The sequence below is a fragment of the Streptomyces longisporoflavus genome, assembly GCF_014649775.1.
Classification (GTDB): Bacteria; Actinomycetota; Actinomycetes; order Streptomycetales; family Streptomycetaceae; genus Streptomyces; species Streptomyces longisporoflavus.
The window spans coordinates 21130-46573 of sequence record NZ_BMTR01000013.1 but is presented as its reverse complement, the minus strand read 5'-3'; the positions used below and the strand labels follow the sequence as shown (position 1 = coordinate 46573).

The following is a 25444-nucleotide window of genomic DNA, read 5'->3' as shown; positions in this document are numbered from 1 at the left end:
GCGCGGCTTCATCTGCATCTGCGCCCGGCGCCTTTATATGGGGCATACGAGGTTCTATTGGCGTTCTCAGGGCGTACTCAGCCGCCTCTCATGAACGCCCAGCAGCCTTGAACCCATGACCGACACCTTCCGCCACAGCGGCGAGTACCCCCAGCAGCAGTCGTCAGCGCCTGTTCACCATGGCGGTACGCAGGGCGCGTACCCGCCCCCGCCCGCTTTCGCACCGGAAGCGCCCCCGGAGACCCCGGAGCCCGTGAAGCCCCCGCGCCGGCGGGCCAGGGGCCCCCTCGCCCTTCTCGCCGCCGTGGCCATCGCGGCGGCGGCCGTGGGCGGCGGCACCGCCTACGCCTTCCAGGAGCTGACCGGCAAGGACGGCACGTCGAGCAGCGCCACCAACACGAACGTCGTGCCCACCAGCCAGAAGGGCACCGTCTCCGGCGTCGCCGAGGCGGTCAGCCCGAGCATCGTGGAGATCAGCGCGAAGTCGAACTCCGGTGAGGCGACCGGCTCCGGCGTGATCATCACGGGTGACGGCGAGATCATCACCAACAACCACGTGATCTCCGGCGCCACGTCGGTGAAGGTGACGACGAACGACGGCAAGTCGTACGACGCCGAGGTCGTCGGCACCGACAGCAAGAAGGACCTGGCGCTGATCAAGCTCCAGGACGCCACCGGCCTCAAGGCCGCGAGCCTCGGCAACTCCGACAACGTCAAGATCGGTGACGACGTCGTGGCGATCGGCTCCCCCGAGGGCCTGACCGGCACCGTCACCAGCGGCATCATCTCCGCCCTCGACCGCGACGTCACCGTGTCGACGGACGAGGACCAGGGACAGCGGCAACAGCAGGGCGGCGGCTGGCCGTTCGAGTACGGCGGCGAGCAGTTCAACGGCGACACCGGGTCGTCCAAGACCACGTACAAGGCCTTGCAGACCGACGCCTCGCTCAACCCGGGCAACTCCGGCGGCGCGCTCATCGACATGAACGGCAACATCGTCGGCATCAACTCCGCGATGTACTCGCCCAGTTCCTCGTCGCAGAGCGGCGCGCAGGCGAGCTCGTCCGGCAGCGTCGGCCTCGGCTTCGCCATCCCGATAAACACGGTCAAGGCCGACCTGGACACTCTGCGGGCCGGCGCGACCGACTGACCCCGACCACACCACCGCAGCACCTGGAGGCCGCCATGCCCGGACCCCTGATCACCGTCAACCGCGTCCGGCACGCCCTGGCCGTGTCCATCGGCCGGGGGCAGCCCGACACCGACCCAGCCGGACTCGGCCTCCCGCTCGCCGTCGCCCGCGAGCTGCACGGCGCATCGCGAGTGCGCGCCCCCGAAGTGGCCACGGCAGCGTCCCGGCCCGCCGCACGCCGCAAGCCCCGCGCGCGCGTGCGAGGCTGATACCGGCCCCGTCCACCACCCGTACCCGAGGAAGTGCCGAGCCGATGAGCCCCGCCGAAGGCGACCGCGAACAGCTGCGCATCCTGATCGTCGACGACGAGCCCGCCGTGCGGGAGGCGCTCCAGCGCAGCCTCGCCTTCGAGGGGTACGGCACGGAGGTCGCCGTCGACGGCGCCGACGCCCTTGAGAAGGCGGCGGCCTACCGCCCCGATCTCGTCGTCCTCGACATCCAGATGCCGCGCATGGACGGCCTCACCGCCGCGCGCAGGCTCCGCGCGACAGGCTCCCTGACGCCCATCCTGATGCTCACCGCGCGTGACACGGTCGGCGACCGTGTCACGGGCCTCGACGCGGGCGCCGACGACTACCTGGTCAAGCCGTTCGAACTGGACGAGCTGTTCGCCCGTATCCGGGCCCTGCTGCGCCGCAGTTCGTACGCCGCCACCTCGGGGCAGGCCGCGGAGGGCGACACGCTCGCCTTCGCCGACCTGCGGATGGACCTCGCGACGCGGGAGGTCACGCGGGGGGCGAGGACCGTGGAGCTGACCCGCACGGAGTTCACCCTCCTCGAGATGTTCCTCGCGCATCCCCGTCAGGTCCTCACGCGGGAGCAGATCCTGAAGGCGGTCTGGGGCTTCGACTTCGAGCCGTCCTCGAACTCCCTCGACGTGTACGTCATGTACCTGCGCCGCAAGACGGAGGCCGGGGGCGAGCCCCGCCTCGTCCACACGGTGCGGGGTGTGGGGTACGTGCTGCGGCCGGGTTCCGGCGGGGGCGTCGAGTGAAGAGGCTGGCCCGGCGCTACCGCGCGATGCCGTTGCGCTCCCGCCTGGCGATGCTGGTCGCCTTCGCCGTGGCGGTCGCTGTCGCCGCCGCCGCGGTGGCGTGCTGGTTCGTGGTGCGCAACGCGCTCCTGAACTCGCTGGACGACGCGCTGAGCAGCAAGCGGGTCCAGACCCCCGATGTCATCAGCCGTATCGACAGTGCGGGGAACTGCCAGCGTTCGGTCATCCGCGACAAGGACGATCCGGACCTGTTCAAGCAGACGATCCAGGTGGTCGACCGGCAGGGCGGCCACTGCGTCATCGTCGGGACGCAGTCGGTCAAGGTCACGGCCGAGGACACCGCCGTCGCCAAGGGCGAGTCCGGCGAGGTCTACCACTCCGTCGTCGCGTCGAACGGCGCCACGTACCGCGCCCTCACCTACCCGCTGGAGGGTCCCCAGGGCCTCGCCGTCACGGTCGCCCGCCCGCTGAGCGAGGTCGACGACACCCTCGACAACCTGATCCTGGTGCTTGCCGTCGTGGCGGGCATCGGCGTCGTCGGCGCGGGCGCCGCCGGTCTCTGGGTGGCCCGGACCGGGCTTCGCCCGGTCGACGAGCTCACGGCGGCCGTGGAGCACGTGGCCCGTACCGAGGACCTGAACCTCAGGATCCCGGCTGAGGGGGACGACGAGATCGCCCGCCTCTCGCGCTCCTTCAACTCCATGACCGCGTCGCTCGCCTCGTCGCGCGACCTGCAGCAGCAGCTCATCGCCGACGCGGGCCACGAGCTCCGTACGCCGCTCACCTCGCTGCGCACGAACATCGAGCTGCTCGCCCGCAGCGAGGAGACGGGGCGGGCCATCCCGCCGGACGACCGCAAGGCCCTGCTCGCCTCCGTCACCGCGCAGATGACCGAACTTGCGGCGCTGATCGGCGACTTGCAGGAGCTTTCGCGTACGGACGCGGGACCGAGCGGCAAGGTGCAGGTGGTCGCCCTGCACGAGATCGTGCGGGCCGCCCTGGAGCGGGCCCGGCTGCGCGGCCCCGAGCTGACGTTCGCCGCGGACCTCGCCCCCTGGTACGTACGCGCCGAGCCCGCGGGCCTCGAGCGGGCCATCGTGAACATCCTGGACAACGCGGTGAAGTTCGGGCCCCCCGGCTCCACGGTCGAGGTGGCCCTGAAGGACGGCGCCCTGACCGTACGAGATCACGGCCCCGGCATCCCCGCCGACGAGCTCCCGCACGTCTTCGACCGGTTCTGGCGTTCCCCCTCGGCCCGCAGTCTCCCCGGCTCCGGCCTCGGTCTGTCCATCGTGGCCCGCACCGTGCACCAGTCGGGCGGCGAGGTCGCGCTGTGGCCCGCCGAGGACGGGGGCGGCGGGACCGTGGCGACGGTCCGCCTGCCGGGGGCGCCTACCCCGCCCCCCGCCACCACCGCGTAAGCCCGCCGGCACGGCGTTCCCCGGCCGGCACCGCGAGTCCCCGCTACTTGCCGATGCTCAGTCCCGTCCCCGTGAGCCGCACCCGGATTCCGTCCTTCTGCACGTTCACGTCCTTCAGCCACACGTGCCCGTCGCCCGGCAGCTTCGGCAGCTGGAAGGCGAGCGTGAGGCGGTCGGCGAGGACGGGGCGGGTGAGCTCGGAGAGGCCCTTGAGGAGCGCCGGGTCGAGGCCGAACTTCTTCAGGAGCTCGGGGTGGCCCATCGCGACGTCGATGAGGTTGAGGCCCATCACGTCGTTGACGAAGCGCGGGGAGCCGACGAGTTCGTTGAGCTTGGTGTCGCTCTTGAGGGCGCCGCTGACCACGGAGTCCGGTACGCCGAGCCGCTTGACGATCGACGGCACGGACAGCAGCGCCTTCGCCTTGGCCGTCTCCTTGGCCAGGCGGTCCGCCGAGGCCTGGCTGAGATGCAGGCCCTCGGACTCGCGGGTGCCGGGCCGGTAGGTCGCCAGGTCGCCGATCTGCAGGCTCATCCTGCCGATGTCGGTGGAGATACCGCGGTCGCCGTTGCGCTCGATGCGGGCGTCGGCGCGCAGCTTCAGGTCGTGGCCGGCGACGGGCAGCGTGCCGCGCGCGAGGACCTGGTTGCTGCCGCGGCCGGTGAACGTGACCTGGGACGCGCCAAGTTCGCGGTTCAGGTCGTCGAAGGAGAGAAGCACCTCGCCGTTCATCTCGCTGATGAGGGCGCCCTTGATGTCGGTGGGCCCGTCGCCGGTGATCTTCACGTCCGTGCCGGTGGCGGAGACCTGCGCGAGCGAGATCCGGTCGGCCGCGACGTCCGGGACGGTGACCTTGACCTTGTCCACGCGCTTGTCGAGGACCTGGGTCAGGAAGGGGAAGCCCTCGATGTCGACCTCGGGAGCCGCGCTCAGGTGCATGGACTCCTTGAGCTTGTCCGCGGCCTCGTGCTCGGCGTAGAGCAGGGCCCAGCGGTCGCCGAGCGCGAGGAAGGCGGCGAGTACGACGAGGGCGACGACGGCCTTCGCGGCGAGCGGGAGTCCGGCGAAGCGATTGCGGCGGCCCCGGCGGGTGCGGGCGCGGGTGCGGGCACGATTGCCGCGGCGGTGGTTCGGCGGCTGCCAAGGAGCGTCCGACTTGTCGGCATCGCCCTCAGCGCCCTCGGCGTCCTCGGCGTCCTCGCCATCCGCCTCGTGGAGGAAGTCCTCCAGCGGGTTCGGCGTCGCGAGGGCGGCGAGCTCGTCGTACGGGTTGAGCGGGGCGGTCGTCTCCGCCTGCGTCACTTCGGGGGGAACCGATTCGGCGTGCCAACCATCAGACGGATGAGCCTGGTTGTGATCGGGCGGAAGCGTGGCTATGCGGTGGGGGGAACGCATCAGCTGATTTCACCATACGTTCACACCCCACCCCAAGCCTTACGTCCGGTAACGACCGATATGAGCCGCTTACTCTGTGGCTCTGTTAACGCGTCGTTCACTTCACGACGGTGATCCTGTCCGCCTTCGGCGGCGCGATCGGCTTGTCCGCCGTGGAGTTGGCCGCCAGGTAGTCGTTCAACGCCTTCAGGTCATCGCTGCCGACCAGCGGCTTCGTGCCCTTGCCGAGCTCGGCGAAGCCGTCGCCGCCGCCCGCCAGGAAGGAGTTCATCGCCACACGGTACGTGGCGGCCGGATCGATCACCTTACCGCCCAGCTTGATCGAGTCCGTCACGACGCGATCGGCGCCGGACTTCGTCATGTCAAGCGTGTAGGTCAGGCCGTCCGAGACTTGCAGAATCTTCGGGGATGCCTCGTTCGACCCGCTGACCTGCTGCTTGAGCCCGGTGATCAGCTGCGCGCCGGTCAGGTCGACCAGATTGACGGTGTTGCTGAAGGGCTGCACGGTGAAGCCCTCGCCGTACGTCACGACGCCGTCGCCCTCGCTCCCGCTCGCCTTGTAGACGAGGTCGGAGCGGATGCCGCCGGGGTTCATCAGCGCCAGGTCCGTCTCCGGGTCGAGCGACTTGCCGTGCGCGAGCTGCGCGTCCGCGATCAGGTCGCCGAGCGGCGCCTCGGGCACTCCGGCGCCACGGCCGGGGATGTCGGCGGAGATGTATCCGATCGGCTTGTTGGCGACCGGCGCGGCCAGCTTGTCCCAGCGGGAGATGAGCGAGGTCATGTCGGGGGCCTTAGCCTGCTCCCGGCTGACGACGTGGTTCGCCGACTTCACGGACGTACGGACGATGTCCTTGGTCTTGCGGTCGTACGTGAGCGTCGTGTCCGTGTAGAGCTTCCCGAAGGACGAGGCGGACGTGACCATGCGGGGCTTGCCCGACGGGTCCGGGATCGTGCAGACGTACGCGGAGTGCGTGTGCCCGGTGACCAGGGCGTCGACCTTGGGCGAGATGCCCTTGGCGATGGTGGTGATGGGCCCGGAGATGCCGTCGCCCGCGCCCGGCGAGTCGCAGTTGTAGTTGTACGCCTGGCTCGCGGGGGCACCGCCCTCGTGGATGAGCGAGACGATCGACTTCACGCCCTGCTTGTCGAGGATCTTGGCGTACTTGTTGACCGTCTCGATCTCGTCGTGGAACTTCAGCCCCTTGACCCCGTCGGCCGAGACGATGTCGGGCGTGCCCTCCAGGGTCACGCCGATGAAGCCGACCTTCACGCCCTTGTGCTTCCACACCCAGTACGGCTTGAGGACGGGCTTGTCCGTCTTCTCGTCGGTCACGTTCGCCGCGAGGTAGGGGTAGTCGGCCCCCTCGAACTTCTTGCCCTTCTCGAAGCAGCCGTCCTTGGGGTGGCAGCCGCCGTTCTGCATGCGGGCCAGCTCCTTGGCCCCCTCGTCGAACTCGTGGTTGCCGACGCTGGTGACGTCGAGGCCGAGCTTGTTCATCGCCTCGACGGTCGGCTCGTCGTGGAACAGGCCGGAGAGGAGGGGGCTCGCGCCTATGAGGTCGCCGGCCGCCGCCGTGACGCTGTAGGGGTTGCCCTTGCGGGCCGTGCGCAGAGACGTGGCGAGGTACTCGGCGCCGCCCGCGTCGATCTTCTTCTCGGTCCCGTCGGGCTGCTTCTCCGTGACCTGGCCTGACGAGCCCGCCGGGGGCTGGAGATTGCCGTGGAAGTCGTTGAAGGACAGCAGCTGCACGTCGACGGTGCGCTTCTTGCCCGCCGCATCAGCCGCGCCCGCCGCGCCCTGTCCGGCGGACTGCCCGGCGTTCGCGGGCAGCGCGGCGGCCAGCGCGCCGATCGTGGCGAGACCGGCGGCGGCTGCGAGCACACGGGTGGCGCGGCGTCTGGGCCGACGAGGCTGAGGTGTGGCTGACACGTGTCCCCCTGGGAGAGGTGTGAGACGGCTGAGGGTGTGAAACTCCGTGCGCAGCCTAAAGTCAACGCGCGTAGCGCGACAGGGGGTTACGGGTTACGAGGTGGTTGCCATCGGGAGCGGTCGCCATCCGGGAGCGCTGCTGTCGGAGGCGGGGGCGGGGCCGGGTCGGGGGCGGGGGCCGGGTCGGGGGCGGCCGGGGGCAGAGGCGGGCGAAGGCGGCCGGGGGTGGCGCCGGGAGTGCGGACGCCGTAGTGCACTCCCCCGTCAGCCGTGAGTACGTCCGCGATCTGCTCCCCGGGCGGTCGCCGCCGTACCCTCGTCTCCATGACTGACGCGCAGCAGCCTCCCGCCTCCATGCGGCAGATCGACACGGTCGCCGCCCTCACCTCCGACCAGGCCGACGCCGTGCTCGGGCTGATCGCGGAAGCCGCCCGCACTGACGGTCAGCAGGCCGTGTCCGAACAGGGCAGGCTGCAACTGCGCGGCGGGGAGCGGGACGGGGTGCGGCATCTGCTGCTCACCGTCGGCGGCGAGCTCATCGGGTACGCGCAGCTGGAGGACACCGACCCCATCGAGGCCCCCGCCGCCGAGCTCGTCGTGCACCCCGGCCACCGGGGCCGCGGTCACGGCCGGGCACTGGGCGCCGCGCTGCTCGCCGAGTCGGGCCGCCGGCTGCGGATCTGGGCGCACGGCGGCCACTCGGCGGCGCGGCATCTGGCCCAGGTGCTCGGGCTCACCCTCTTCCGCGAGCTGCGGCAGATGCGGCGTACGTTGAGCGACCTCGACCTGCCCGAGCCCGTCCTTCCCGACGGCGTCTCCGTACGCGCCTTCGTCCCCGGCCAGGACGACGCGGCCTGGCTCGCGGTGAACGCCGACGCCTTCGCCCACCACCCCGAGCAGGGCTCCCTCACCCAGCGCGACCTGGACGACCGCAAGGCCGAGCCGTGGTTCGACCCGGCGGGCTTCTTCCTGGCCGAGAAGGACGGCGAGCTCGTCGGCTTCCACTGGACCAAGGTGCACGCGGACGAGGGCCTCGGCGAGGTGTACGTCCTCGGCGTGCGCTCGGGCGCGCAGGGCGGCGGCCTCGGCAAGGCGCTGACGACCATCGGCCTGAACCACCTCGCGCAGGCGGGGCTGCCGACGGCGATGCTGTACGTGGACGCGGACAACAAGGCGGCGGTGAGCGTCTACGAACGGCTCGGGTTCATCACGCACGAGACGGACCTGATGTACCGCACGGAGTCCTGAGCGGCGGACGAGAAGAGGAAGGTCGCGGGGTTCCCTTGAGGGGGACCCCGCGACCTTCCCCTCTGCCGCTGCCCCCTACTTAGGGTCGAGCGGCTTCAGGCACATGCTGTACTGCACCCGGCCGCGCCGGGTCTGCTCGTAGCGGGACTCGCCCGGCTCGCACTCGACTTCGTGCGTGCTCGTCACCTTGTACTCGGCGGTGGCACCGGAGCAGTCGACCTTCTCCATGTCCGGGCTGCTCGTGGAGCCCTTGTTCTGCACGCAGTCACCGACCTCGGTGGCCGCGGGCGCCTTGGCCACCTCGCTGCCGGGGCCCGTGGTGTTGCCGCGGCTCGAGTACCACCAGACGCCCGCGACGACGCCGGCGATGAGCAGGACCACCACCTTCATCAGCGGTGATTGCCGACTGAAGGAGCCGCCACCGCCTCCGCGTGGGCGCTGGGGCTGCGGCTGGGGCGGCTGGGGCTGGGGCGGCGCGAACTGCTGCTGGCCGTACTGGGGCGGCGGCCCCTGATACGGCTGCTGGCCCTGGTACGGCTGCTGTCCGTAAGGCTGTTGACCCTGGTAAGGCTGCTGCCCGTAGGGCTGTTGTGGCTGCTGGTAGCCGCCGTGAGGCGGCGGAGGCATGGACAAGGCAAGTCCCCCGACTTTCCATACGTGTTCACGTCAATGCTGAGCGGCAGACCCTACAAGATCCCCTGACCCTTGACGGAACGGGGCGCCTTGCACCACCCTTTCACTACTCAATTAGTGAAAGGGTGGTGCAAGGGCATGGTCGAGTTCCGTATCGACCGGCGCAGCGGCGTCGCCACCTACCTCCAGATCGTCCAGCAGACCCAACAGGCCCTGCGCCTGGGCCTGCTGGAGCCGGGCGACAAGCTGCCCACGGCCCGTGAGGTCGTCGAAGCGACGGCCATCAACCCGAACACGGTCCTGAAGGCCTACCGGGAGCTGGAACGCGAGGGCCTGGTCGAGGCCCGCCGCGGGCTCGGCACCTTCGTACGGAAGTCGCTGGGCTCCGCGCCCACCGACTCCCCGCTGCGCGGCGAGCTGAGCCAGTGGGCCGCCCGTGCCCGCGCCGCCGGTCTGGAGAGGGACGACGTGGCGGCGCTGTTCAGCGCCGTACTGGAAGAGCAGTTCACGCAGTCAGAGCTCACGCACTCAGAGAAGTCGGAGCAGCACGTGACCGAGGGGGACCCCGCATGACCGACACCGCCATCGAGGCGGCCGCGCTTGCCATGAGTTACGGGCGGCGGGGCCATGCCCTGCGCGACTGCTCCTTCCGACTGCCCGCCGGTCGGATCTGCGCGGTCGTCGGGCCCAACGGCGCGGGCAAATCGACGCTCCTGGCCCTCGCGGCCGGGCTGCTCAAGCCCACCGGGGGCGCGCTCACGGTCCTCGGCACCGACCCGGCCACCGCGCGCGAGCACGTCGCGTACGTCGCCCAGGACAAGCCGCTCTACCCCCAGCTCAGCATCGCCGACACCCTGCGCCTCGGCGCCGAGCTGAACCCCGGCCGCTGGGACACCGGCCTCGCCGAACGTGTCGTACGCGAGGGCGACTTGGACCCGAATCTGCGCGTACGGACGCTCTCCGGCGGCCAGCGCACCCGCGTCGCGCTCGCCCTCGCGCTCGGCAAGCGGGCCGAACTCCTTCTCCTGGACGAGCCGATGGCCGACCTCGACCCGCTCGCCCGGCATCAGCTGATGGGGACGCTGATGGCGGAGGCCGCCGAGCACGGGACGACCGTCGTGATGTCCTCGCACATCGTCGGTGAACTGGCCGAATCCTGCGATCACTTGCTGCTCGTATCCGGCGGCCGGGTGCGGCTCGGCGGCGGCATCGACGACCTCGTCTCCGCGCACGCCCTGGTCACCGGGCGCCGCCCCGTCGAGGACCTCGCCCCGCACACCGTCGTCGAATCCCGCGCCACCGGACGCGGCCTGGCCGCACTGATCCGCCCCGACGGCCCGGTCGGCGAAGGCTGGGACGTCGAAGAACCCTCCCTGGAGGAACTGTTGCTGGCCCACCTGCGTTCGCCCGAGTCCCCCGCACTCCTTACGCCGAGCACGGCCCCCGCCGGGCGCGAGCGCGAGGTGACGGCATGAGTTCTCCCCTCCTTCGCGGTCCGCGCTGGGCGGACGTCCGGCTGCACCGCGGCGCGCTGTGGACAGGGCTCGGCCTCGTCGTGCTCGCGGCCGCGGTGACCGGCTATCTCCGCTGGGCGGCCCACGCCTACCCCGAGCCCACAGGACCCTGCACCTCCGACGGCTCCTGCGACACGTTCCTCGGCTTCGGCAGCGCCCGGACGCTCCTGTACGAGTTCCTGCAGAACTACTCCACGGGGATGCTCCTGATCCCCGTCCTGATAGGCGCCTTCGTCGCGGGCCCGGTCATCGGCCGTGAGTTGGAGACGGGCACCCACCGGCTCGCCTGGACCCAGTCGCAGTCGCCCGCGCGCTGGCTGGTCTCGAAGCTGACGGTGTTCGCCGTGCTGAGCGTGGCCGGCGGGCTGGCCCTGATGGCGGTCTTCTGGGTCGGGCGGTCCGGCCACGAGGGCATGTCGGATCTGATCTGGGCCGATCGCGGCGTCTACGAGTCCATCGGCCCGGCCCTCGTCGCGTACTGCTTGCTCGGCGTCATGGTCGGCGCACTCGTCGGTCTCCTCGTGCGTCGCACGCTGGTGGCCCTCGCCGCCGGGGGCCTGATCACCGGCCTCGTACTGCTGGGCATGGGCAGTGTGCGGTGGGAGCTGTTCCCGGTGCGGACGGTCTCCGGGCCCGCCTCGGGCACGAGGACGAGCTACACGATGCATGACATCCCCGTGCACTCCCTGATCATGGACATGGGGGTCCACAACACCGCCGGTGAACGGTTCGTGGCCGGACAGTGCTCCCCCGGCCAGATGGCCGACTTCCCTTGCCCGTCCGACACCCGCGTCACCGGCTGGTACGCCGACGTCCACCCCTATTCGCACTTCTGGTACGTCCAGTTGATCGAGACCGCCATCGTCCTGGCCCTCGCCGCCGCGGCCCTCTACGCCGCGTTCCGCGTGCTCAGGCGCCGTACGGTCTGAAGCCCGGGCCCGTGCGGAACACCCCCCCGGACGTGTAGACGTCCGGGGGACCCCGGCACATGTCCCGCACGTCATGTCGCCGTAACCAGCGATTCAGACTGCCTTGCGATCCTCGCTCAATGCAGCCCGCCGTGCCCGACCCCCTCCCCCGGAACGGGAAGCTTCATCTCGCCCCGGCATCCTCCGACGCGCCTATCGGCGTCCCCGCGCGGAAGAATGGGGCCATGAGCCAGCCCAGCACGCAAGGTCAGGTCCAGCACGCCCAGCCCTCCGTAGGCTCCATCGCCGCTCATCGCCCGCACACGCTCTCCGCCGCGGTCTCCGACCTCGACCCCGACATCGATGCCGACCTCGACGCGTACGACGAGGACGGCCAGGTCGGGCACGACGGGCAGGAACTGCCGCAGGGCCGGTTCCTGGACCGGGAGCGCAGCTGGCTCGCCTTCAACGAGCGCGTGCTCGAACTCGCCGAGGACCCGAACACCCCGCTCCTCGAACGGGCTAATTTCCTGGCGATCTTCGCCTCGAACCTGGACGAGTTCTTCATGGTCCGGGTGGCGGGCCTGAAGCGGCGCATCGCGACCGGCGTCGCCACCCGTTCGGCCTCGGGTCTGCAGCCCCGCGAGGTCCTCGAGCTGATCTGGAACCGCTCCCGCGAGCTCATGGCCCGGCACGCCGCCTGCTACCAGGAGGACGTCGCCCCCGGCCTCGCCGACGAGGGCATCCACCTGGTCCGCTGGAACGAGCTGACCGAGAAGGAGCAGTCCCGCCTCTTCACGCTCTTCCGGCAGCAGATCTTCCCCGTCCTGACCCCCCTCGCGGTCGACCCGGCGCACCCCTTCCCGTACATCTCGGGGCTCTCGCTGAACCTCGCGGTGGTCGTGCGCAACCCGGTCTCCGGGCACACTCACTTCGCGCGCGTGAAGGTCCCGCCGCTGCTCTCCCGCTTCCTTGAGGCCTCCCCCCAGCGCTACGTCCCCATCGAGGACGTCATCGCCGCTCCCGCGCACCTCGCGGAGCTGTTCCCCGGCATGGAGATCCTGGAGCACCACATGTTCCGGCTGACCCGGAACGAGGACCTTGAGGTCGAGGAGGACGACGCCGAGAACCTGCTCCAGGCCCTGGAGAAGGAGCTCATGCGGCGCCGCTTCGGGCCGCCCGTACGGCTTGAGGTCGAGGAGTCCATCGACAGGAACGTCCTCGATCTCCTCGTGCGCGAGCTGAAGATAAGCGAGGCAGAGGTCTATCCGCTGCCGGGCCCGCTCGACCTGACCGGGCTCTTCGGCATCGCGGCCCTCGACCGGCCCGAGCTGAAGTACCCCAAGTTCATCGCGGGCACGCACCGCGACCTCGCCGAGGTGGAGTCCGCTTCCGCCCCCGACATCTTCGCCGCCCTTCGCGAACGCGACGTACTTCTGCATCACCCGTACGACTCGTTCTCCACGTCCGTGCAGGCCTTCCTGGAGCAGGCCGCCGCCGACCCGGACGTCCTCGCGATCAAGCAGACGCTGTACCGGACCTCGGGCGACTCCCCCATAGTCGACGCGCTGATCGACGCCGCCGAGTCGGGCAAGCAGGTGCTCGTACTGGTGGAGATCAAGGCGCGCTTCGACGAGCAGGCGAACATCAAGTGGGCCCGGAAGCTGGAGGAGGCGGGCTGCCATGTCGTCTACGGCCTCGTCGGCCTGAAGACGCACTGCAAGCTGTCGCTCGTGGTCCGCCAGGAGGGCGACGCCCTGGTCCGCTACTCGCACGTGGGCACCGGCAACTACCACCCCAAGACGGCCAGGCTCTACGAGGACCTCGGACTGCTCACCGCCAAGCAGGAGGTGGGCGCCGACCTGTCCGACCTCTTCAACCGGCTCTCGGGCTACTCGCGCCGCGAGACGTACCGCCGTCTCCTCGTCGCCCCCAAGTCCCTGCGCGACGGCCTGATCTCCCGCATCGAGAAGGAGATCCAGCACCACCGCGCGGGCCGCCCCGCCTACGTGCGCATCAAGTGCAACTCGATGGTCGACGAGGCGGTCGTGGACTCGCTCTACCGCGCGTCCCAGGCGGGCGTGCCGGTGGACGTGTGGGTGCGCGGGATCTGCGCGGTGCGGCCCGGCGTCGCGGGGCTCTCGGAGACGATCCGGGTCCGCTCCGTGCTCGGCCGCTTCCTGGAGCACTCCCGCGTCTTCGCCTTCGGCAACGCGGGCGAGCCGGAGGTGTGGATCGGCAGCGCCGACATGATGCACCGCAACCTCGACCGACGTATCGAGGCACTGGTCAGGGTCACCGACCCGGCGCACCGGGCGACGCTGAACCGGCTCCTGGAGACCGGCATGTCGGACTCCACCGCCTCCTGGCACCTGGGCGCTGACGGCAACTGGACCCGGCACGCACTGGATCCGGAGGGCCAGCCCCTGCGGAACGTACAGGAGACGCTCATAGACGCCCGGAGGCGCCGGCGTGGCACAGCTAAACCATGAGACGACGACCGGCGATGTCCTGTCGGCCTATCTGCAGGGCCAGGCCACGGAGTTCCTGCGCTCGCTGAGGCTGCACCGCGAGTCGACGACCGACGCGCAGGGCGCCGAGGAGTCCCTGGAGGCGGCCCGCGCCCTGCGCCGCGCGGCCCGCCGTATCGGCGGCACCCTGCACACGTTCCGCCCGCTGCTCGACCAGGAGTGGGCGGCGGGGCTGCGGCCCGAACTGGCATGGCTTTCGGGCACGTTGGCCCGCGAACACGCCTACGCGGCCCGCTTGGTACGTCTCCTGGACGCCCTGCACCGCCTCTCGGGCGCCCCTGCGGTGCCCGCGCCTGTCACGGCCGGCGCCGTGGCCGGGGGCGCTGTCGCCGGGGGCGGGCGCAACGCGGGGCGCAACGGCTGGGCCGCGCCGCGGGGCGCGGACGACCAGGGCAGCGCCCCGCGCGGATTGACGGTGGGCGCGGCCAAAGCGGCTGCCCTGCTGGAGCGCCAGCTCACCCTCGCCCGTACGCGGGCCCACTCCGCCGCGCTTCAGGCGTTCGGCTCCTCCCGCTTCCACGCGGTGGCGGACAACGTGGCCGTACTGGCGAGCGAGGTTCCGCTGAGCCGGGCGGCGGATGACCTGAAGCTGCTCGCGGCCGGGGCCGAGGAGGAGCTGGCCAACGCCGTCGCCGCGCTCCCCCTGGGCCAGGCGGGCCATCCGTACAACGCGGAAGCGCTGACGCACGGCCTCGCCGCCGACGCGGACGCCGCTCCCGAAGCCCAGGACGTGCCCTGGCTGAAGACCCGCGACCTCCTGCGTCTGCACAGGTACGCCAGGGAAGTCCTGACCGGATGCCCGGGCGACGACCCGCGCCTCGCCGACGCGAGCCGCGCCCTCGACCGCCACCGCGATGCCGCGGACGCCGCGTCGGCCGCGGCGTCGGCGGCCCGCACCCCGCGCATCGCCCCGGCGACCGCGTACGCACTCGGCGTCCTGCACGCCGACCAGCGGCACGAGGTGGAGGCGGCCCGCTTCGCGTTCCACCAGGCCTGGCTCCGCGAGCCGGAAGCGGTGAGCACCCCATGACGTACGCCGAGGGCGAGGTCGTCCGGGCCGCGGGCTGTGTCCTGTGGCGTCACTCCCCGTACGACGGGGAGCTGGAGATCTGCCTGGTCCACCGGCCGAAGTACGACGACTGGTCGCACCCCAAGGGCAAGCTGAAGCGCGCCGAGAGCCCCCTGGCCGGCGCCCTGCGCGAGGTCGAGGAGGAGACGGGCCACCGCTGCACCCCCGGCGCCCGCCTCCCCACGGTCCGCTACGTGGCCCAGAACCGCCCCAAAGAGGTCAGCTACTGGGCGGCCGAAGCAGCCGACGGCCACTTCACCCCGAACGACGAGGTGGACCGCATCATCTGGCTCCCCCCGACCGCGGCCCGCAACCGCCTCACGCAACCCCGCGACCGGCAACTGATCGACGCATTGCTCGACGCCCGCCACACGGCCTGACGGAACCGCCGGGAATCCGGCGGCAACCGGCGGCAACCGGCGCTCGCGGAACCCCCGACGCCGGTCGAACAGCGTGCCACTTACGCCACGTAACGTGACAGTCGCACACTGCGACCCGCCTTCTAACCAGGCCGACCGCCGAGGTTCACCCGCCGTTCACTCATGCCCATCGGCGGCTTCACCTGCCCTGCCTAATTTCAGCCGTACAAACGCAACGTAAGACCGCAGCACCGCAGCACCGCAGCACCCGCTACGACGAAGACCTCGCACGCCGCCGGCAGAGAGCAGGCGGCTCCCGGAAGGAAGACCCGAAAGTGAAGCTTCAGCGCAAGAACCGGCTCCGCGCCCTCTCCCTCGGCGCCATCGCCGTCTCCGGCGCCCTGGCCCTCACGGCGTGCGGCTCCGACGACACGAGCGGCGGCAGCGGCGGCAGCGGCGAGAAGACGAACGCCAACGCCAACATCAAGTGCGACGACGCCAAGGGCCAGCTCGCGGCCTCCGGTTCGTCCGCGCAGAAGAACGCCATCGACGCCTGGCGCAAGGTCTACTCGACCGCCTGCAAGGACGTGCAGCTGAACTACAACCCGACGGGTTCGGGCGCGGGCATCACCGCGTTCATGCAGGGCCAGACCGCCTTCGCGGGCTCCGACTCGGCGCTGAAGCCCGAGGAGATCGAGGCGTCGAAGAAGGTCTGCAAGAACAGCCAGGCCATCGACCTGCCGATGGTCGGCGGCCCGATCGCCGTGGGCTACAACGTGCCCGGCGTGGACAACCTCGTCCTGGACGCCGCGACCCTCGCCAAGATCTTCGACGACAAGATCAAGACCTGGGACGACGAGGCCATCCAGAAGCTGAACCCCGACGCCAAGCTCCCCGGCACCAAGATCCAGGCGTTCCACCGCTCGGACGAGTCCGGCACGACGGACAACTTCACCAAGTACCTCAAGGGCGCGGCCCCCTCCGCCTGGTCGCACGAGCCCGGCAAGTCCTGGCAGGCCAAGGGCGGCCAGTCCGCCAACGGTTCCTCCGGTGTCGCGGGCCAGGTCAAGCAGACCGAGGGCGCCATCTCCTACTTCGAGCTCTCCTACGCCTCCGACGGCATCAACACGGTCGACCTGAAGACCGACGCCAAGGAGCCGGTGAAGGCCACCGTCGACAACGCCTCCAAGGCGATCTCCGAGGCCAAGGTCGTCGGCAAGGGCAAGGACCTCGCCCTGGAGCTGAACTACAAGCCCACCGCCGAGGGCGCGTACCCGATCACCCTGGTGACGTACGAGGTCCTCTGCGAGAAGGGCAACAAGGCCGAGACCCTCGCCGCGACCAAGTCCTTCCTGACCTACATCGCCAGCGAAGACGGCCAGAACGTCCTCAAGGAGAACGACTACGCGCCGATCCCGGCCGAGATCATCTCCAAGGTCCGCACGACCGTCGCGGGCCTGAGCTAGCTGAACCGAGTGCGGCCGGCCCGGCGAACCAGGGCCGGCCGCACCGTCCGGTGCACCGCCGCCAGGAGCGGCTCCCGCCCAAGAGGCGGGGACGGCTCCGCAGACCGGAGAATCCCATGGATATACCGAGCAGTACGACCTCACCGACCTCCCCGCCACCCCGCCACGACGTCAAGCCGTCGCAGGTCACGCCCAAGCGTGCCGCCCGCGGCGCCACCCGCCCCGGTGACCGGATCTTCCTCGGTCTCTCGCGTGGCTCGGGCATCGCGCTCCTCGTCATCATGGCCGCCATCGCGGCCTTCCTGACGTACCGAGCGGCCCTCGCGCTGTCGGACAACACGGGCAACTTCCTCACCACCTTCGAGTGGGACCCGGCCGGTACGGCCACGAACGGCAAGCCGTATTTCGGCATCGCGGTCCTGGTCTTCGGCACCGTGGTGAGCTCGATCATCGCCCTCGTGATCGCCGTTCCCATCGCCATCGGCATCGCGCTGTTCATCTCGCACTACGCGCCGCGCAGGCTGGCCACCCCGATCGCCTTCGTGATCGACCTGCTGGCCGCGGTGCCCTCGATCGTCTACGGCCTCTGGGGCGCCCTCGTGGTCGCCCCGAACCTCACCGGACTCTACAGCTGGCTCGACGACTACTTCGGCTGGACCGGGATCTTCTCGTACCAGGGCGGCGCCCCACGCTCCCTGATGACGGTGGGCATCCTGCTCGCCATCATGATCCTTCCGATCATCACGAACGTCAGCCGCGAGGTCTTCCTCCAGGTCCCGAAGATGCACGAGGAGGCCGCGCTCGCGCTCGGCGCCACGCGCTGGGAAACCATCCGCATGTCGGTGCTGCCCTTCGCCCGCTCGGGCGTCATCTCCGCCTCGATGCTGGGCCTCGGCCGCGCGCTCGGCGAGACGATCGCCGTCGCCACCGTGCTCTCCCCGAGCTTCGTGATCAACGCCTCGGTCCTCGACTTCGGCGGCGGCACCTTCGCGCAGAACATCGCCAGCAAGTTCAACGAGGCGACCGAGTACGGCCGTGACGCGCTCATCGCGTCCGGTCTGGTCCTCTTCGTCATCACCCTGCTGGTCAACGGCGCGGCCCGCCTGATCATCGCGCGCCGCAAGGAGTACTCGGGGGCCAACGCATGAGCACCACCACCATCGCCAAGCCCGCGAGCCTGCGAGGCGCCCGCCTTCCGCGCTGGACGCCGGCCGTCGTCGCGCTGGGCTCCGCCGCCGTCGCCGTCGCGATCGGCACAGTCGCGGGCCTCGACAGCCGCATCCAGTGGGGCCTGATCGCGGCCGTCCTCTTCATCGTCGCCTCGTACGCCGTCGCGGTCGCCGTCGAGGGCGGACGCCAGGCCAAGGACCGCCTCGCCACCTCGCTGGTGTGGGTCACGTTCCTGCTCGCGGTCGTCCCGCTCGCCTCCCTGGTCTTCGAGACCGTCGAGCGCGGTTCCACCGTCTTCAACGGCTACTTCCTGACCCACTCCATGGGCGTGGTGGCGGACGACGAGCCCGGCGGCGGCATCTACCACGCGATCCTCGGCACCCTGGAGCAGGTGCTCCTCGCCTCGGTGATCGCCGTGCCGATCGGCATGCTCACCGCGATCTACCTCGTCGAGTACGGACGCGGGAAGCTCGCCAAGGTCGTCACGTTCTTCGTGGACGTCATGACCGGCATCCCCTCGATCGTCGCGGGCCTGTTCGTCCTCAGCTTCTGGATCCTTATCCTGGGCTTCGACTTCTCCGGCTGGGCCGGCGCCATGGCGCTCGCCATCCTGATGATGCCGGTGGTCGTGCGCTCCACGGAGGAGATGCTCAAGCTCGTCCCGAACGAGCTGCGCGAGGCCTCGCTTGCCCTCGGCATCCCGAAGTGGCGGACCATCCTGAAGGTGGTCCTGCCCACCGCGATCGGCGGCATCACGACCGGCGTCATGCTCGCGGTCGCCCGTATCGCGGGCGAGACCGCGCCGGTGCTGCTCCTGGTCTGGGTCAACCCCATGATCAACACGAACCCGTTCGAAGGCTCGCAGGCCTCGCTGCCGCTGTACATCTACCAGCAGTACGCGGCGGGCAACCAGGCCGGTTACGACCGCGCCTGGGCAGCGGCCCTGGCCCTCATCGGCTTCATCATGATCCTCAATCTGGCGGCCCGCGGCGTAGCCCGCTGGAAGGCCCCCAAGACGGGCCGCTGACGCGGCCACATCAGCGACCTCTCTGTAACCCCCTGAAAGCAGTGATTCCCATGGCCAAGCGAATCGACGTATCCGGCCTGACAGCGTTCTACGGCTCCCACAAGGCCATCGAGGACATCTCGATGACCGTGGAGCCCCGCTCCGTGACGGCCTTCATCGGCCCCTCCGGCTGCGGCAAGTCCACCTTCCTGCGCACCCTCAACCGCATGCACGAGGTCACCACCGGCGGCCGCGTGGAGGGCAAGGTCCTCCTCGACGACGAGGACCTCTACGGCGCCGGCGTCGACCCGGTCAACGTGCGCCGCACGATCGGCATGGTGTTCCAGCGCCCCAACCCGTTCCCGACGATGTCGATCTTCGACAACGTGGCGGCGGGCCTGCGGCTCAACGGCTCGTACAAGAAGAGCGAGCTGAACGCCATCGTCGAGAAGTCCCTCAAGGGCGCCAACCTCTGGAACGAGGTCAAGGACCGCCTCAACAAGCCCGGCTCCGGCCTCTCCGGCGGTCAGCAGCAGCGTCTGTGCATCGCGCGGGCCATCGCCGTCGAGCCGCAGGTCCTGCTCATGGACGAGCCCTGCTCGGCCCTCGACCCGATCTCGACGCTCGCCATCGAGGACCTGATCGGCGAGCTCAAGGAGCGCTTCACGATCGTCATCGTGACGCACAACATGCAGCAGGCGGCGCGCGTCTCGGACCGTACGGCCTTCTTCAACCTCGCGGCGGTCGGCCAGCCCGGCAAGCTCGTGGAGATCGACGAGACGGAGCGGATCTTCTCCAACCCGTCCGTGCAGGCGACCGAGGACTACATCTCGGGCCGCTTCGGCTAGACCCCGGGCTGCGACGGACTCCCCGCGGTGCTGCATGGCGGTGCCACCGCAGGGGCAACAAAGAAAGGCCCGCCCCCTGGCTCCCGGGGGGCGGGCCTTTCCGTTGCGCTTTTCTCGTGTCCGCGAGTTCCTAGAGGAAAGCGAGATTCACGATCCAGAAACTGACGGCGGCGACGATCGCGGCCGCCGGCATCGTGATGAACCAGCCCAGAATAATGTTCTTGGCAACGCCCCAGCGCACCGCGTTGACGCGCTTGGTGGCGCCCACACCCATAATCGCGGAAGTGATCACGTGCGTGGTCGAGATCGGCGCGTGGAACATGAACGCGGTGGTGAACATGATGCCCGCGCCGGTCGTCTCGGCGGCGAATCCCTGCGGCGGGTCCAGCTCGATGATCTTGCGGCCGAGCGTACGCATGATGCGCCAGCCACCCGCGTACGTACCGGCGGAGAGCATCAGCGCACAGGCGATCTTGACCCAGATCGGAATCGGCGCGTCGGCGCTCTGCACATCGGAGATGACCAGGGCCATCACCACGATGCCCATGGTCTTCTGGGCGTCCTGCAGGCCGTGTCCGAGCGCCATTCCGGCCGCGGACACCGTCTGCGCGATCCGGAAACCGCGCTTGGCCTTGTGCGGGTTGGACTTCCGGAACATCCACATGATCGCGCACATCACCAGATAACCGGCGACCAGGCCGACCAAAGGCGAAATGAACATCGGGATCACGACCTTGTCGAGAACGCCCGACCAGATCACCCCGATGCCACCGGCGAGCGCGGCTCCGACCATTCCACCGAAAAGCGCGTGGGAGGAGGAGGAAGGCAGCCCGAAATACCAGGTGATGAGGTTCCAGACAATGGCGCCCACCAGGGCGGCAAAGAGGATCCACATTCCCTTGTTGCCTTCGGGCGTCTCGATCAGACCCTTACTGACCGTCTTGGCGACCCCGCTGCCCATGAAGGCACCGGCGAGGTTCATGACGGCGGCCATCGCGAGAGCCGCACGGGGCGTCAGCGCACGCGTGGAGACGGAAGTGGCGATGGCATTCGCAGAGTCGTGAAAGCCATTCGTGTACGTAAATCCGAGCGCGACGCCAATGGTCACGACCAAAGCAAAGGTGTCCATGGAGAGGCCTCAGGACTCCTTGACCGCGATGGTCTCCACCGTGTTCGCGACGTGCTCGAACGCGTCGGCCGCCTCTTCGAGCACGTCGACGATCTGCTTCAGCTTCAGTACCTCTATGGCGTCGTACTTGCCGTTGAAGAGCTGAGCGAGAAGCTTCCGGTGAATCTGGTCGGCCTGGTTCTCCAGACGGTTGACCTCGATCCAGTACTCGGTGAGGTTCTCCATGGTCCGCAGGTTCGGCATGGCCTCGGCCGTGAGCTCGGCGGCTCGCGACAAGACCTCGATCTGCTGCTCGACACCCTTGGGGAGTTCCTCGACCTGGTAAAGGACGACCAGGTCGACGGCCTCCTCCATGAAGTCCATGATGTCGTCGAGGGACGAGGCCAGGTTGTAGATGTCCTCGCGGTCGAACGGCGTGATGAAGGAGGAGTTCAGCTGGTGGAAGATCGCATGTGTCGCGTCATCTCCAGCGTGCTCCGCGGCCCGCATACGCTCTGCGATCTCGGCTCGGGCGGAGGCGTCAGCTCCGAGCAGTTCCATAAGGAGCTTCGAGCCCGTGACAATGTTGTCCGCGGAAGCGGCGAACATGTCGTAGAAGCTCGTCTCCCTGGGGGTCAGACGAAAGCGCACGTGGGGTCCTCGGGGTGCTCTGGATTCGGTCAGGCTGATGCTAGGCGCATCATCCGGCCACGGCTAACCGGCCAGACCCCAGTGTCGCCCATCAGGCACAGTGATCAGCACGCCCCCCGAGCAATCGAGTATTCTATACCCGCCAGGGGTATAGGAAGCCAGGGGTGCGGGAAGCCGGTCAAAGCCCGTGGCTTTTCTATGACTGCCCAGCAGAGCGACTGTCCAAGCAGGACCAAGAGCAGGACCAAGCAGGAGGACGCGATGACGACCACCGATGCGGCCGGTGTGGCCATGAACACCGATGCGCCCTCCGAGCCCGGCCACGACCAGGGTGTCCACGGGTACCACAAGCAGAAGGACGAGCACCTCAAGCGCCTCAGGCGCATCGAGGGCCAGGTCCGTGGTCTCCAGCGGATGGTCGAGGAAGACGTCTACTGCATCGACATACTCACCCAGGTCTCCGCGGGCACGAAGGCCCTGCAGTCCTTCGCCCTCCAGCTCCTCGAGGAGCACCTGCGGCACTGCGTGGCGGACGCGGCGGTCAAGGGCGGCGACGAGATCGACGCGAAGGTCGAGGAAGCCACGAAGGCGATCGCGCGCATGATGCGCACCTGAGCGCACACGTGGCGCTCGTCGGGGAGGCGGCAGGGCCCGGGCCGCTCCCCGCCCCGGTGGTCCGGGGCCCGGGACTACTCCCGGATATTGCCTCGCCGCTGCTCCACACCGGTGGAGACGTTAAGGACCTCGTCAATGCGGTCGGCGCTCAGCCGGTCCTCACCCGCGGCACTCGCCGCGATGATGAGTTCGCCGCACAGCTCGATCTCGGCGAGGGCAACGTGGTCCTGAACAGTCGTACCGCGCACCAGAGCCACGTTCATCACCTCTTCCTGACCTTGCGTCCTGCCGGTACCGACTTCCTAGAGTAGGGAGCGGCCTACACACCGCGCATGGCACGGACGGACCATTTCCACACCCCCGGACGCGACTAGCCGACGCCCCTCCCCCCTCTCCCCTCCCCCTCCTCTCCCCCCTACTTCTCGGCGATCTTCCCCGCGAAGATGTCCTCGCTCGCGGGCAGCCGCACGTCCACGCGCACCCCGAAGTCGAAGAGCAGCGTGGTGGACGCCACCTCGGCGTTGGCGACGCTGAACTGCTGACGCAGCTTCCGCAGCCGCCCCTCCTCGTCGAGGTAGGCCTCGAACGGGATCTCGTCCTTGCTGAACCCTTTCGCCGCCGCACTCAGAGCCCGCCGCTGCCCCTCGGACGCGGCCTTCGCGGCACGCGGCAGGTCAGCGATCCCGCGGTAGTGCCGCACCGCCACACCCGCCACCGTCGTCTCACCGACGTACGACGCCTTGCTCACGCCCCGCAGCAGCTCCGCCGCGGCGAGCGGATCGGTGGCGCCGCCCGTGACGAGGTTGCCGTCCCGGAGCGTCGTCGTGTCGATCCGCACCCACTTGTCCGCGGGCACCCCGGCGCCGCGGTTCTTCATGTAGAGCGCGCCGCTCGCCATCAGCTCCGTGATCGGACGGTGCTCCTCGGCCCCGGCGGGGTCCTTCGGCAGGACCACCACGTACCGCCCGACCTGCCGCGCGAAGTCGTACGAGCCCTTCCCGCGGATGGTCACGCGGGTACCGCCGCTGGCCATCTCCATGGACGTACGCGCCTTGGAAGTCCCCGCGCGGACCAGGGCGTCGGCGGACTTCCGCACCGCGTCGACGGCGTCCTCGGCGCGCCGGTCGTCGGCGACGGCCCCGCCTCCCGAACATCCCGTGGCGACGGCCATGAGACCCACCGCCGCGGCCGTGACGACCGCTCCGCCTGTGCGCCTGTGCTGCTGACCCATCGCCGACTACCCCCAAGCCTTCCCGCGAGGTTCTGTAGCCCCCTGTCTTTCCGTGTAACGACCGGTACGTTGACCCGTCACGCGCATTGGGCTCCGGCCGGGCCCGGGTACGGTGGTGACGTGGCCGATGAGCAGCAGCACGAACCCCACCGCACGACGACGGTCGAGCAGGGCCGATTCTGCGCGGCACGCTGCAGTTGCGGCTGGCGGGGGCCGGCCCGCAGGGCGCGCAGCAAGGCCCGCACGGACGCGGAGTCACACATGTCGGACAGCTAGCCCGCGGGCCCCGCGCGCCCTCTCGCGCAACTCCCCTCTCCGCACGCCGGAACCCACTGGTCCCGTACGCCGTCTCGTACTCCGGGAAGCAACGGGAGGCGGAGGCGCGTCATGGACCGACGTACGTTCATCGGCAGCACGGCGGCGGTGACGGCGGCCTTCGCGGCGGCGGGCTGCTCCGGATCGGGCAGCGGCGGCGGAGGCGGAGGTGCCGGCGGCGGCACGCCCCACAGTAAGAGCGCCCCCGGCTCCGGCACGCCCATCCGCACGTCGAGCGCCGCGGCGTCCGCGTCGGCGAACCTCACCGCCCTCGCGAGGGACCTGGACGGCACCCTCGTCAAGCCGGGCGAGGCGAAGTGGGCGGCGGCCCGCCAGCTCTACAACACGCGCTACGACACCCTGAAGCCGACGGCGGTGGCGTACGTGGCGGGGCCCGACGACATCCGTACGACCCTCACCTACGCCCGCGCGCACGGCATCCCGGTCTCCATACGCAACGGCGGCCACTCCTACGGGGGTTGGTCGTCCGGCACGGGCCGCCTGGTCATCGACGTATCGAAGCTGAACAAGACGCGCGCCAGTGGTTCGACGGCCACGGTGGGCGCGGGCGCCAAGCTGATCGACGTGTATCGCGCCCTCGCCGCGAAGGGCGTGACGATCCCGGCGGGGTCCTGCCCCACGGTCGGCATCTCCGGTCTGACGCTTGGTGGCGGCCACGGGGTGGTGTCGCGGGCATACGGCCTGACGTGCGACAGCCTGACGTCGGCGACGCTCGTCACGGCGGACGGCAAGCAGCTGACGGCGAGCAAGAGCGAGCACAAGGACCTCTTCTGGGCCCTTCGCGGCGCGGGGAACGGCAACTTCGGCGTGGTGACGGAGCTGGGCTTCCGCACGCACGCGGCTCCGCAGGGCGTCTCGGCCTACATGAGCTGGCCCTGGTCGAAGGCGGCCGCGGTCATCAAGGCGTGGCAGGAGTGGGGCCCCGACCAGCCGGACGAGATCTGGTCGTCGGCACACCTGGCGAACACTCCGGGCGGCACTCCGACCGTCTCGGTCTCGTGCTTCTCCCTCGGCACGTACGGCGAACTCCAGAACGCGGTGGACCGCCTGGCCGACAAGATCGGTGCCCCGGCGCGCAGCGTCTCCCTGAAGCGGCGCTCGTACGAGGAGGCGATGGAGGTGTACGCCGGCTGCTCTTCCTTCGCGTCGGACGCCCAGTGCCATCTGCCGGGCGCGACGCCGGGCCGGAGCCGGCAAGGGGTGCTGAACCGGGAGACGTACGCGGCGAGTTCGGACTTCTTCGACCGCTCGCTGTCGGCGGCGGGCATCCGCACGCTTCTCTCCCAAGTGGCGAACGTGACGGGCGCGAGCGGGGGGAGCATCGCGCTGACCGCGCTCGGCGGGGCGATCAACCGGGTCGACCCGACGGCCACGGCCTTCGTCCACCGCCGCAGCCGGATGCTGGCGCAGTACATCGCGTCCTGGCGCCCGGGCACGTCCGGCAAGCCGGCCCGCGCCTGGCTGAAAACGGCCCACGGTGCGATGTCCCGCCACGCGTCAGGAGCGGCATACCAGAACTACGCGGACCCCACCCTGACCAACTGGCGCGAGGCGTATTACGGCCCGGCGGCACCGCGCTTGAAGAAGCTGAAGAAGCAGTACGACCCGAAGCGCTTCTTCGACTACGCGCAGGCGATTTAATCGCTTTCAGCGTGTGCGGGGGTGTTCCAGCCCGTCCGGCGATTGAGGACGAACTCGGCGGAGCCGGTGACTGACGGCGACCCCGGCCCCCGCGCCGAGCGGGTTTTCGGGAAGGGGGGTCGGGGACCAAAAAGCCCGATCCCCCGGACGGCGGCCCCCGCAACCCGAACAGCCCCGCCC

The 25444-nt window shown here is 69.9% G+C and carries 25 protein-coding genes; 18 read left to right on the top strand and 7 right to left on the bottom strand.

All coding sequences use genetic code 11. The features are described 5' to 3' along the window. The first annotated feature begins 115 nt into the window (after positions 1-115). Genes IE226_RS25490 through IE226_RS25475 form a run of 4 tightly spaced genes read left to right on the top strand, consistent with a single transcriptional unit; the run spans position 116 to position 3607 of the window. A complete protein-coding gene (locus IE226_RS25490) occupies positions 116-1150 on the top strand; it encodes a S1C family serine protease (protein ID WP_190083704.1) in 1035 nt (344 codons plus the stop codon). 35 nt (positions 1151-1185) lie between these two features. Further along, the gene (locus tag IE226_RS25485; protein WP_190083920.1) at positions 1186-1401 is read left to right on the top strand and encodes a hypothetical protein; all 216 of its coding nucleotides are present in this window, start codon (positions 1186-1188) and stop codon (positions 1399-1401) included. 44 nt (positions 1402-1445) lie between these two features. Next, positions 1446-2186, top strand: a complete 741-nt coding sequence (locus IE226_RS25480; protein ID WP_190083703.1) for a response regulator transcription factor — start codon at positions 1446-1448, stop codon at positions 2184-2186. Beyond that, the gene (locus IE226_RS25475) at positions 2183-3607 is read left to right on the top strand and encodes a sensor histidine kinase (protein ID WP_190083702.1); all 1425 of its coding nucleotides are present in this window, start codon (positions 2183-2185) and stop codon (positions 3605-3607) included. Before IE226_RS25480 ends, IE226_RS25475 begins: the two co-directional genes overlap by 4 nt. Positions 3608-3650: 43 nt before the next feature. Here the strand turns inward: IE226_RS25475 and IE226_RS25470 are convergent, their stop codons facing one another. Both IE226_RS25470 and IE226_RS25465 read right to left on the bottom strand, forming a co-directional pair. Beyond that, on the bottom strand, positions 3651-5000 hold the full coding sequence (locus IE226_RS25470; protein ID WP_190083701.1) for an LmeA family phospholipid-binding protein: 1350 nt from the start codon (positions 4998-5000) through the stop codon (positions 3651-3653). 97 nt (positions 5001-5097) lie between these two features. Continuing rightward, positions 5098-6930: a bifunctional metallophosphatase/5'-nucleotidase gene (locus tag IE226_RS25465; protein WP_190083700.1), complete on the bottom strand. Its 1833-nt coding sequence runs from the start codon at positions 6928-6930 to the stop codon at positions 5098-5100. Positions 6931-7254: 324 nt separating this feature from the next. Here IE226_RS25465 and mshD point away from each other — a divergent pair, with 324 nt between their 5' ends. Then, a complete protein-coding gene (gene mshD / locus IE226_RS25460) occupies positions 7255-8178 on the top strand; it encodes a mycothiol synthase (RefSeq protein WP_190083699.1) in 924 nt (307 codons plus the stop codon). Positions 8179-8253: 75 nt separating this feature from the next. On the opposite strand, the gene IE226_RS25455 is transcribed toward mshD, so the two are convergent. Further along, on the bottom strand, positions 8254-8805 hold the full coding sequence (locus tag IE226_RS25455) for an LppU/SCO3897 family protein (protein ID WP_190083698.1): 552 nt from the start codon (positions 8803-8805) through the stop codon (positions 8254-8256). A gap of 144 nt (positions 8806-8949) precedes the next feature. On the opposite strand from IE226_RS25455, the gene IE226_RS25450 reads away from it, so the two are divergent. From IE226_RS25450 to pstB, 10 genes are all read left to right on the top strand, one after another. Continuing rightward, a complete protein-coding gene (locus IE226_RS25450; protein WP_190083697.1) occupies positions 8950-9384 on the top strand; it encodes a GntR family transcriptional regulator in 435 nt (144 codons plus the stop codon). Beyond that, positions 9381-10286 (top strand): ABC transporter ATP-binding protein, encoded by a 906-nt coding sequence (locus IE226_RS25445; protein ID WP_190083696.1) that lies wholly within the window; start codon positions 9381-9383, stop codon positions 10284-10286. The genes IE226_RS25450 and IE226_RS25445 overlap by 4 nt, the downstream gene beginning before the upstream one ends. Continuing rightward, entirely contained in the window at positions 10283-11254 is a 972-nt protein-coding gene (locus IE226_RS25440; protein ID WP_190083695.1) for an ABC-2 membrane transporter-related protein, read from the top strand. Before IE226_RS25445 ends, IE226_RS25440 begins: the two co-directional genes overlap by 4 nt. A gap of 119 nt (positions 11255-11373) precedes the next feature. After that, positions 11374-13725 carry an RNA degradosome polyphosphate kinase gene (locus IE226_RS25435; protein WP_373307028.1) on the top strand — a complete coding sequence of 784 codons (2352 nt, stop codon included), beginning with the start codon at positions 11374-11376 and terminating at the stop codon, positions 13723-13725. Beyond that, positions 13706-14794: a CHAD domain-containing protein gene (locus IE226_RS25430; RefSeq protein ID WP_190083693.1), complete on the top strand. Its 1089-nt coding sequence runs from the start codon at positions 13706-13708 to the stop codon at positions 14792-14794. The genes IE226_RS25435 and IE226_RS25430 overlap by 20 nt, the downstream gene beginning before the upstream one ends. Continuing rightward, entirely contained in the window at positions 14791-15213 is a 423-nt protein-coding gene (locus IE226_RS25425; protein WP_190083692.1) for an NUDIX hydrolase, read from the top strand. The genes IE226_RS25430 and IE226_RS25425 overlap by 4 nt, the downstream gene beginning before the upstream one ends. A 314-nt stretch (positions 15214-15527) precedes the next feature. Further along, entirely contained in the window at positions 15528-16658 is a 1131-nt protein-coding gene (pstS, locus tag IE226_RS25420) for a phosphate ABC transporter substrate-binding protein PstS (RefSeq protein WP_190083691.1), read from the top strand. 116 nt (positions 16659-16774) lie between these two features. Beyond that, positions 16775-17806, top strand: coding sequence for a phosphate ABC transporter permease subunit PstC (gene pstC, locus IE226_RS25415; RefSeq protein ID WP_190083690.1), 1032 nt, complete (start codon positions 16775-16777; stop codon positions 17804-17806). Continuing rightward, on the top strand, positions 17803-18855 hold the full coding sequence (pstA, locus tag IE226_RS25410; RefSeq protein WP_190083689.1) for a phosphate ABC transporter permease PstA: 1053 nt from the start codon (positions 17803-17805) through the stop codon (positions 18853-18855). The genes pstC and pstA overlap by 4 nt, the downstream gene beginning before the upstream one ends. A 50-nt stretch (positions 18856-18905) precedes the next feature. After that, entirely contained in the window at positions 18906-19682 is a 777-nt protein-coding gene (gene pstB / locus IE226_RS25405; protein WP_190083688.1) for a phosphate ABC transporter ATP-binding protein PstB, read from the top strand. 130 nt (positions 19683-19812) lie between these two features. On the opposite strand, the gene IE226_RS25400 is transcribed toward pstB, so the two are convergent. Further along, positions 19813-20811: an inorganic phosphate transporter gene (locus tag IE226_RS25400; RefSeq protein ID WP_190083687.1), complete on the bottom strand. Its 999-nt coding sequence runs from the start codon at positions 20809-20811 to the stop codon at positions 19813-19815. Positions 20812-20820: 9 nt separating this feature from the next. Further along, a complete protein-coding gene (locus tag IE226_RS25395) occupies positions 20821-21441 on the bottom strand; it encodes a DUF47 domain-containing protein (protein ID WP_190083686.1) in 621 nt (206 codons plus the stop codon). 261 nt (positions 21442-21702) lie between these two features. Between IE226_RS25395 and IE226_RS25390 the strand changes: the two genes are divergently transcribed. Beyond that, entirely contained in the window at positions 21703-22056 is a 354-nt protein-coding gene (locus IE226_RS25390) for a metal-sensitive transcriptional regulator (RefSeq protein WP_308429531.1), read from the top strand. Positions 22057-22130: 74 nt separating this feature from the next. On the opposite strand, the gene IE226_RS25385 is transcribed toward IE226_RS25390, so the two are convergent. Together IE226_RS25385 and IE226_RS25380 are read right to left on the bottom strand one after the other, a co-directional pair. Next, positions 22131-22319 (bottom strand): hypothetical protein, encoded by a 189-nt coding sequence (locus IE226_RS25385; protein WP_190083685.1) that lies wholly within the window; start codon positions 22317-22319, stop codon positions 22131-22133. A 152-nt stretch (positions 22320-22471) separates the two neighbouring features. Next, positions 22472-23287, bottom strand: coding sequence for an SCO4651 family lipoprotein (locus tag IE226_RS25380; RefSeq protein ID WP_190083684.1), 816 nt, complete (start codon positions 23285-23287; stop codon positions 22472-22474). Between the two features lie 120 nt (positions 23288-23407). On the opposite strand from IE226_RS25380, the gene IE226_RS25375 reads away from it, so the two are divergent. Next, a complete protein-coding gene (locus tag IE226_RS25375; protein WP_190083683.1) occupies positions 23408-23563 on the top strand; it encodes a hypothetical protein in 156 nt (51 codons plus the stop codon). Positions 23564-23674: 111 nt separating this feature from the next. Further along, positions 23675-25264, top strand: coding sequence for an FAD-binding oxidoreductase (locus tag IE226_RS25370; protein ID WP_190083682.1), 1590 nt, complete (start codon positions 23675-23677; stop codon positions 25262-25264). Positions 25265-25444 lie beyond the last annotated feature (180 nt).

Coding starts and splice junctions, on each gene's coding strand:
- IE226_RS25470 (WP_190083701.1), bottom strand. CDS start 5,000: ATGCGTTCCCCCCACCGCATAGCCACGCTTCCGCCCGATCACAACCAG.
- IE226_RS25435 (WP_373307028.1), top strand. CDS start 11,374: ATGCAGCCCGCCGTGCCCGACCCCCTCCCCCGGAACGGGAAGCTTCAT.
- IE226_RS25485 (WP_190083920.1), top strand. CDS start 1,186: ATGCCCGGACCCCTGATCACCGTCAACCGCGTCCGGCACGCCCTGGCC.
- IE226_RS25440 (WP_190083695.1), top strand. CDS start 10,283: ATGAGTTCTCCCCTCCTTCGCGGTCCGCGCTGGGCGGACGTCCGGCTG.
- IE226_RS25385 (WP_190083685.1), bottom strand. CDS start 22,319: ATGAACGTGGCTCTGGTGCGCGGTACGACTGTTCAGGACCACGTTGCC.
- IE226_RS25380 (WP_190083684.1), bottom strand. CDS start 23,287: ATGGGTCAGCAGCACAGGCGCACAGGCGGAGCGGTCGTCACGGCCGCG.
- IE226_RS25445 (WP_190083696.1), top strand. CDS start 9,381: ATGACCGACACCGCCATCGAGGCGGCCGCGCTTGCCATGAGTTACGGG.
- IE226_RS25450 (WP_190083697.1), top strand. CDS start 8,950: ATGGTCGAGTTCCGTATCGACCGGCGCAGCGGCGTCGCCACCTACCTC.
- IE226_RS25400 (WP_190083687.1), bottom strand. CDS start 20,811: ATGGACACCTTTGCTTTGGTCGTGACCATTGGCGTCGCGCTCGGATTT.
- IE226_RS25455 (WP_190083698.1), bottom strand. CDS start 8,805: ATGCCTCCGCCGCCTCACGGCGGCTACCAGCAGCCACAACAGCCCTAC.
- IE226_RS25425 (WP_190083692.1), top strand. CDS start 14,791: ATGACGTACGCCGAGGGCGAGGTCGTCCGGGCCGCGGGCTGTGTCCTG.
- mshD (WP_190083699.1), top strand. CDS start 7,255: ATGACTGACGCGCAGCAGCCTCCCGCCTCCATGCGGCAGATCGACACG.
- pstB (WP_190083688.1), top strand. CDS start 18,906: ATGGCCAAGCGAATCGACGTATCCGGCCTGACAGCGTTCTACGGCTCC.
- IE226_RS25490 (WP_190083704.1), top strand. CDS start 116: ATGACCGACACCTTCCGCCACAGCGGCGAGTACCCCCAGCAGCAGTCG.
- IE226_RS25390 (WP_308429531.1), top strand. CDS start 21,703: ATGACGACCACCGATGCGGCCGGTGTGGCCATGAACACCGATGCGCCC.
- IE226_RS25370 (WP_190083682.1), top strand. CDS start 23,675: ATGGACCGACGTACGTTCATCGGCAGCACGGCGGCGGTGACGGCGGCC.
- pstC (WP_190083690.1), top strand. CDS start 16,775: ATGGATATACCGAGCAGTACGACCTCACCGACCTCCCCGCCACCCCGC.
- pstA (WP_190083689.1), top strand. CDS start 17,803: ATGAGCACCACCACCATCGCCAAGCCCGCGAGCCTGCGAGGCGCCCGC.
- IE226_RS25480 (WP_190083703.1), top strand. CDS start 1,446: ATGAGCCCCGCCGAAGGCGACCGCGAACAGCTGCGCATCCTGATCGTC.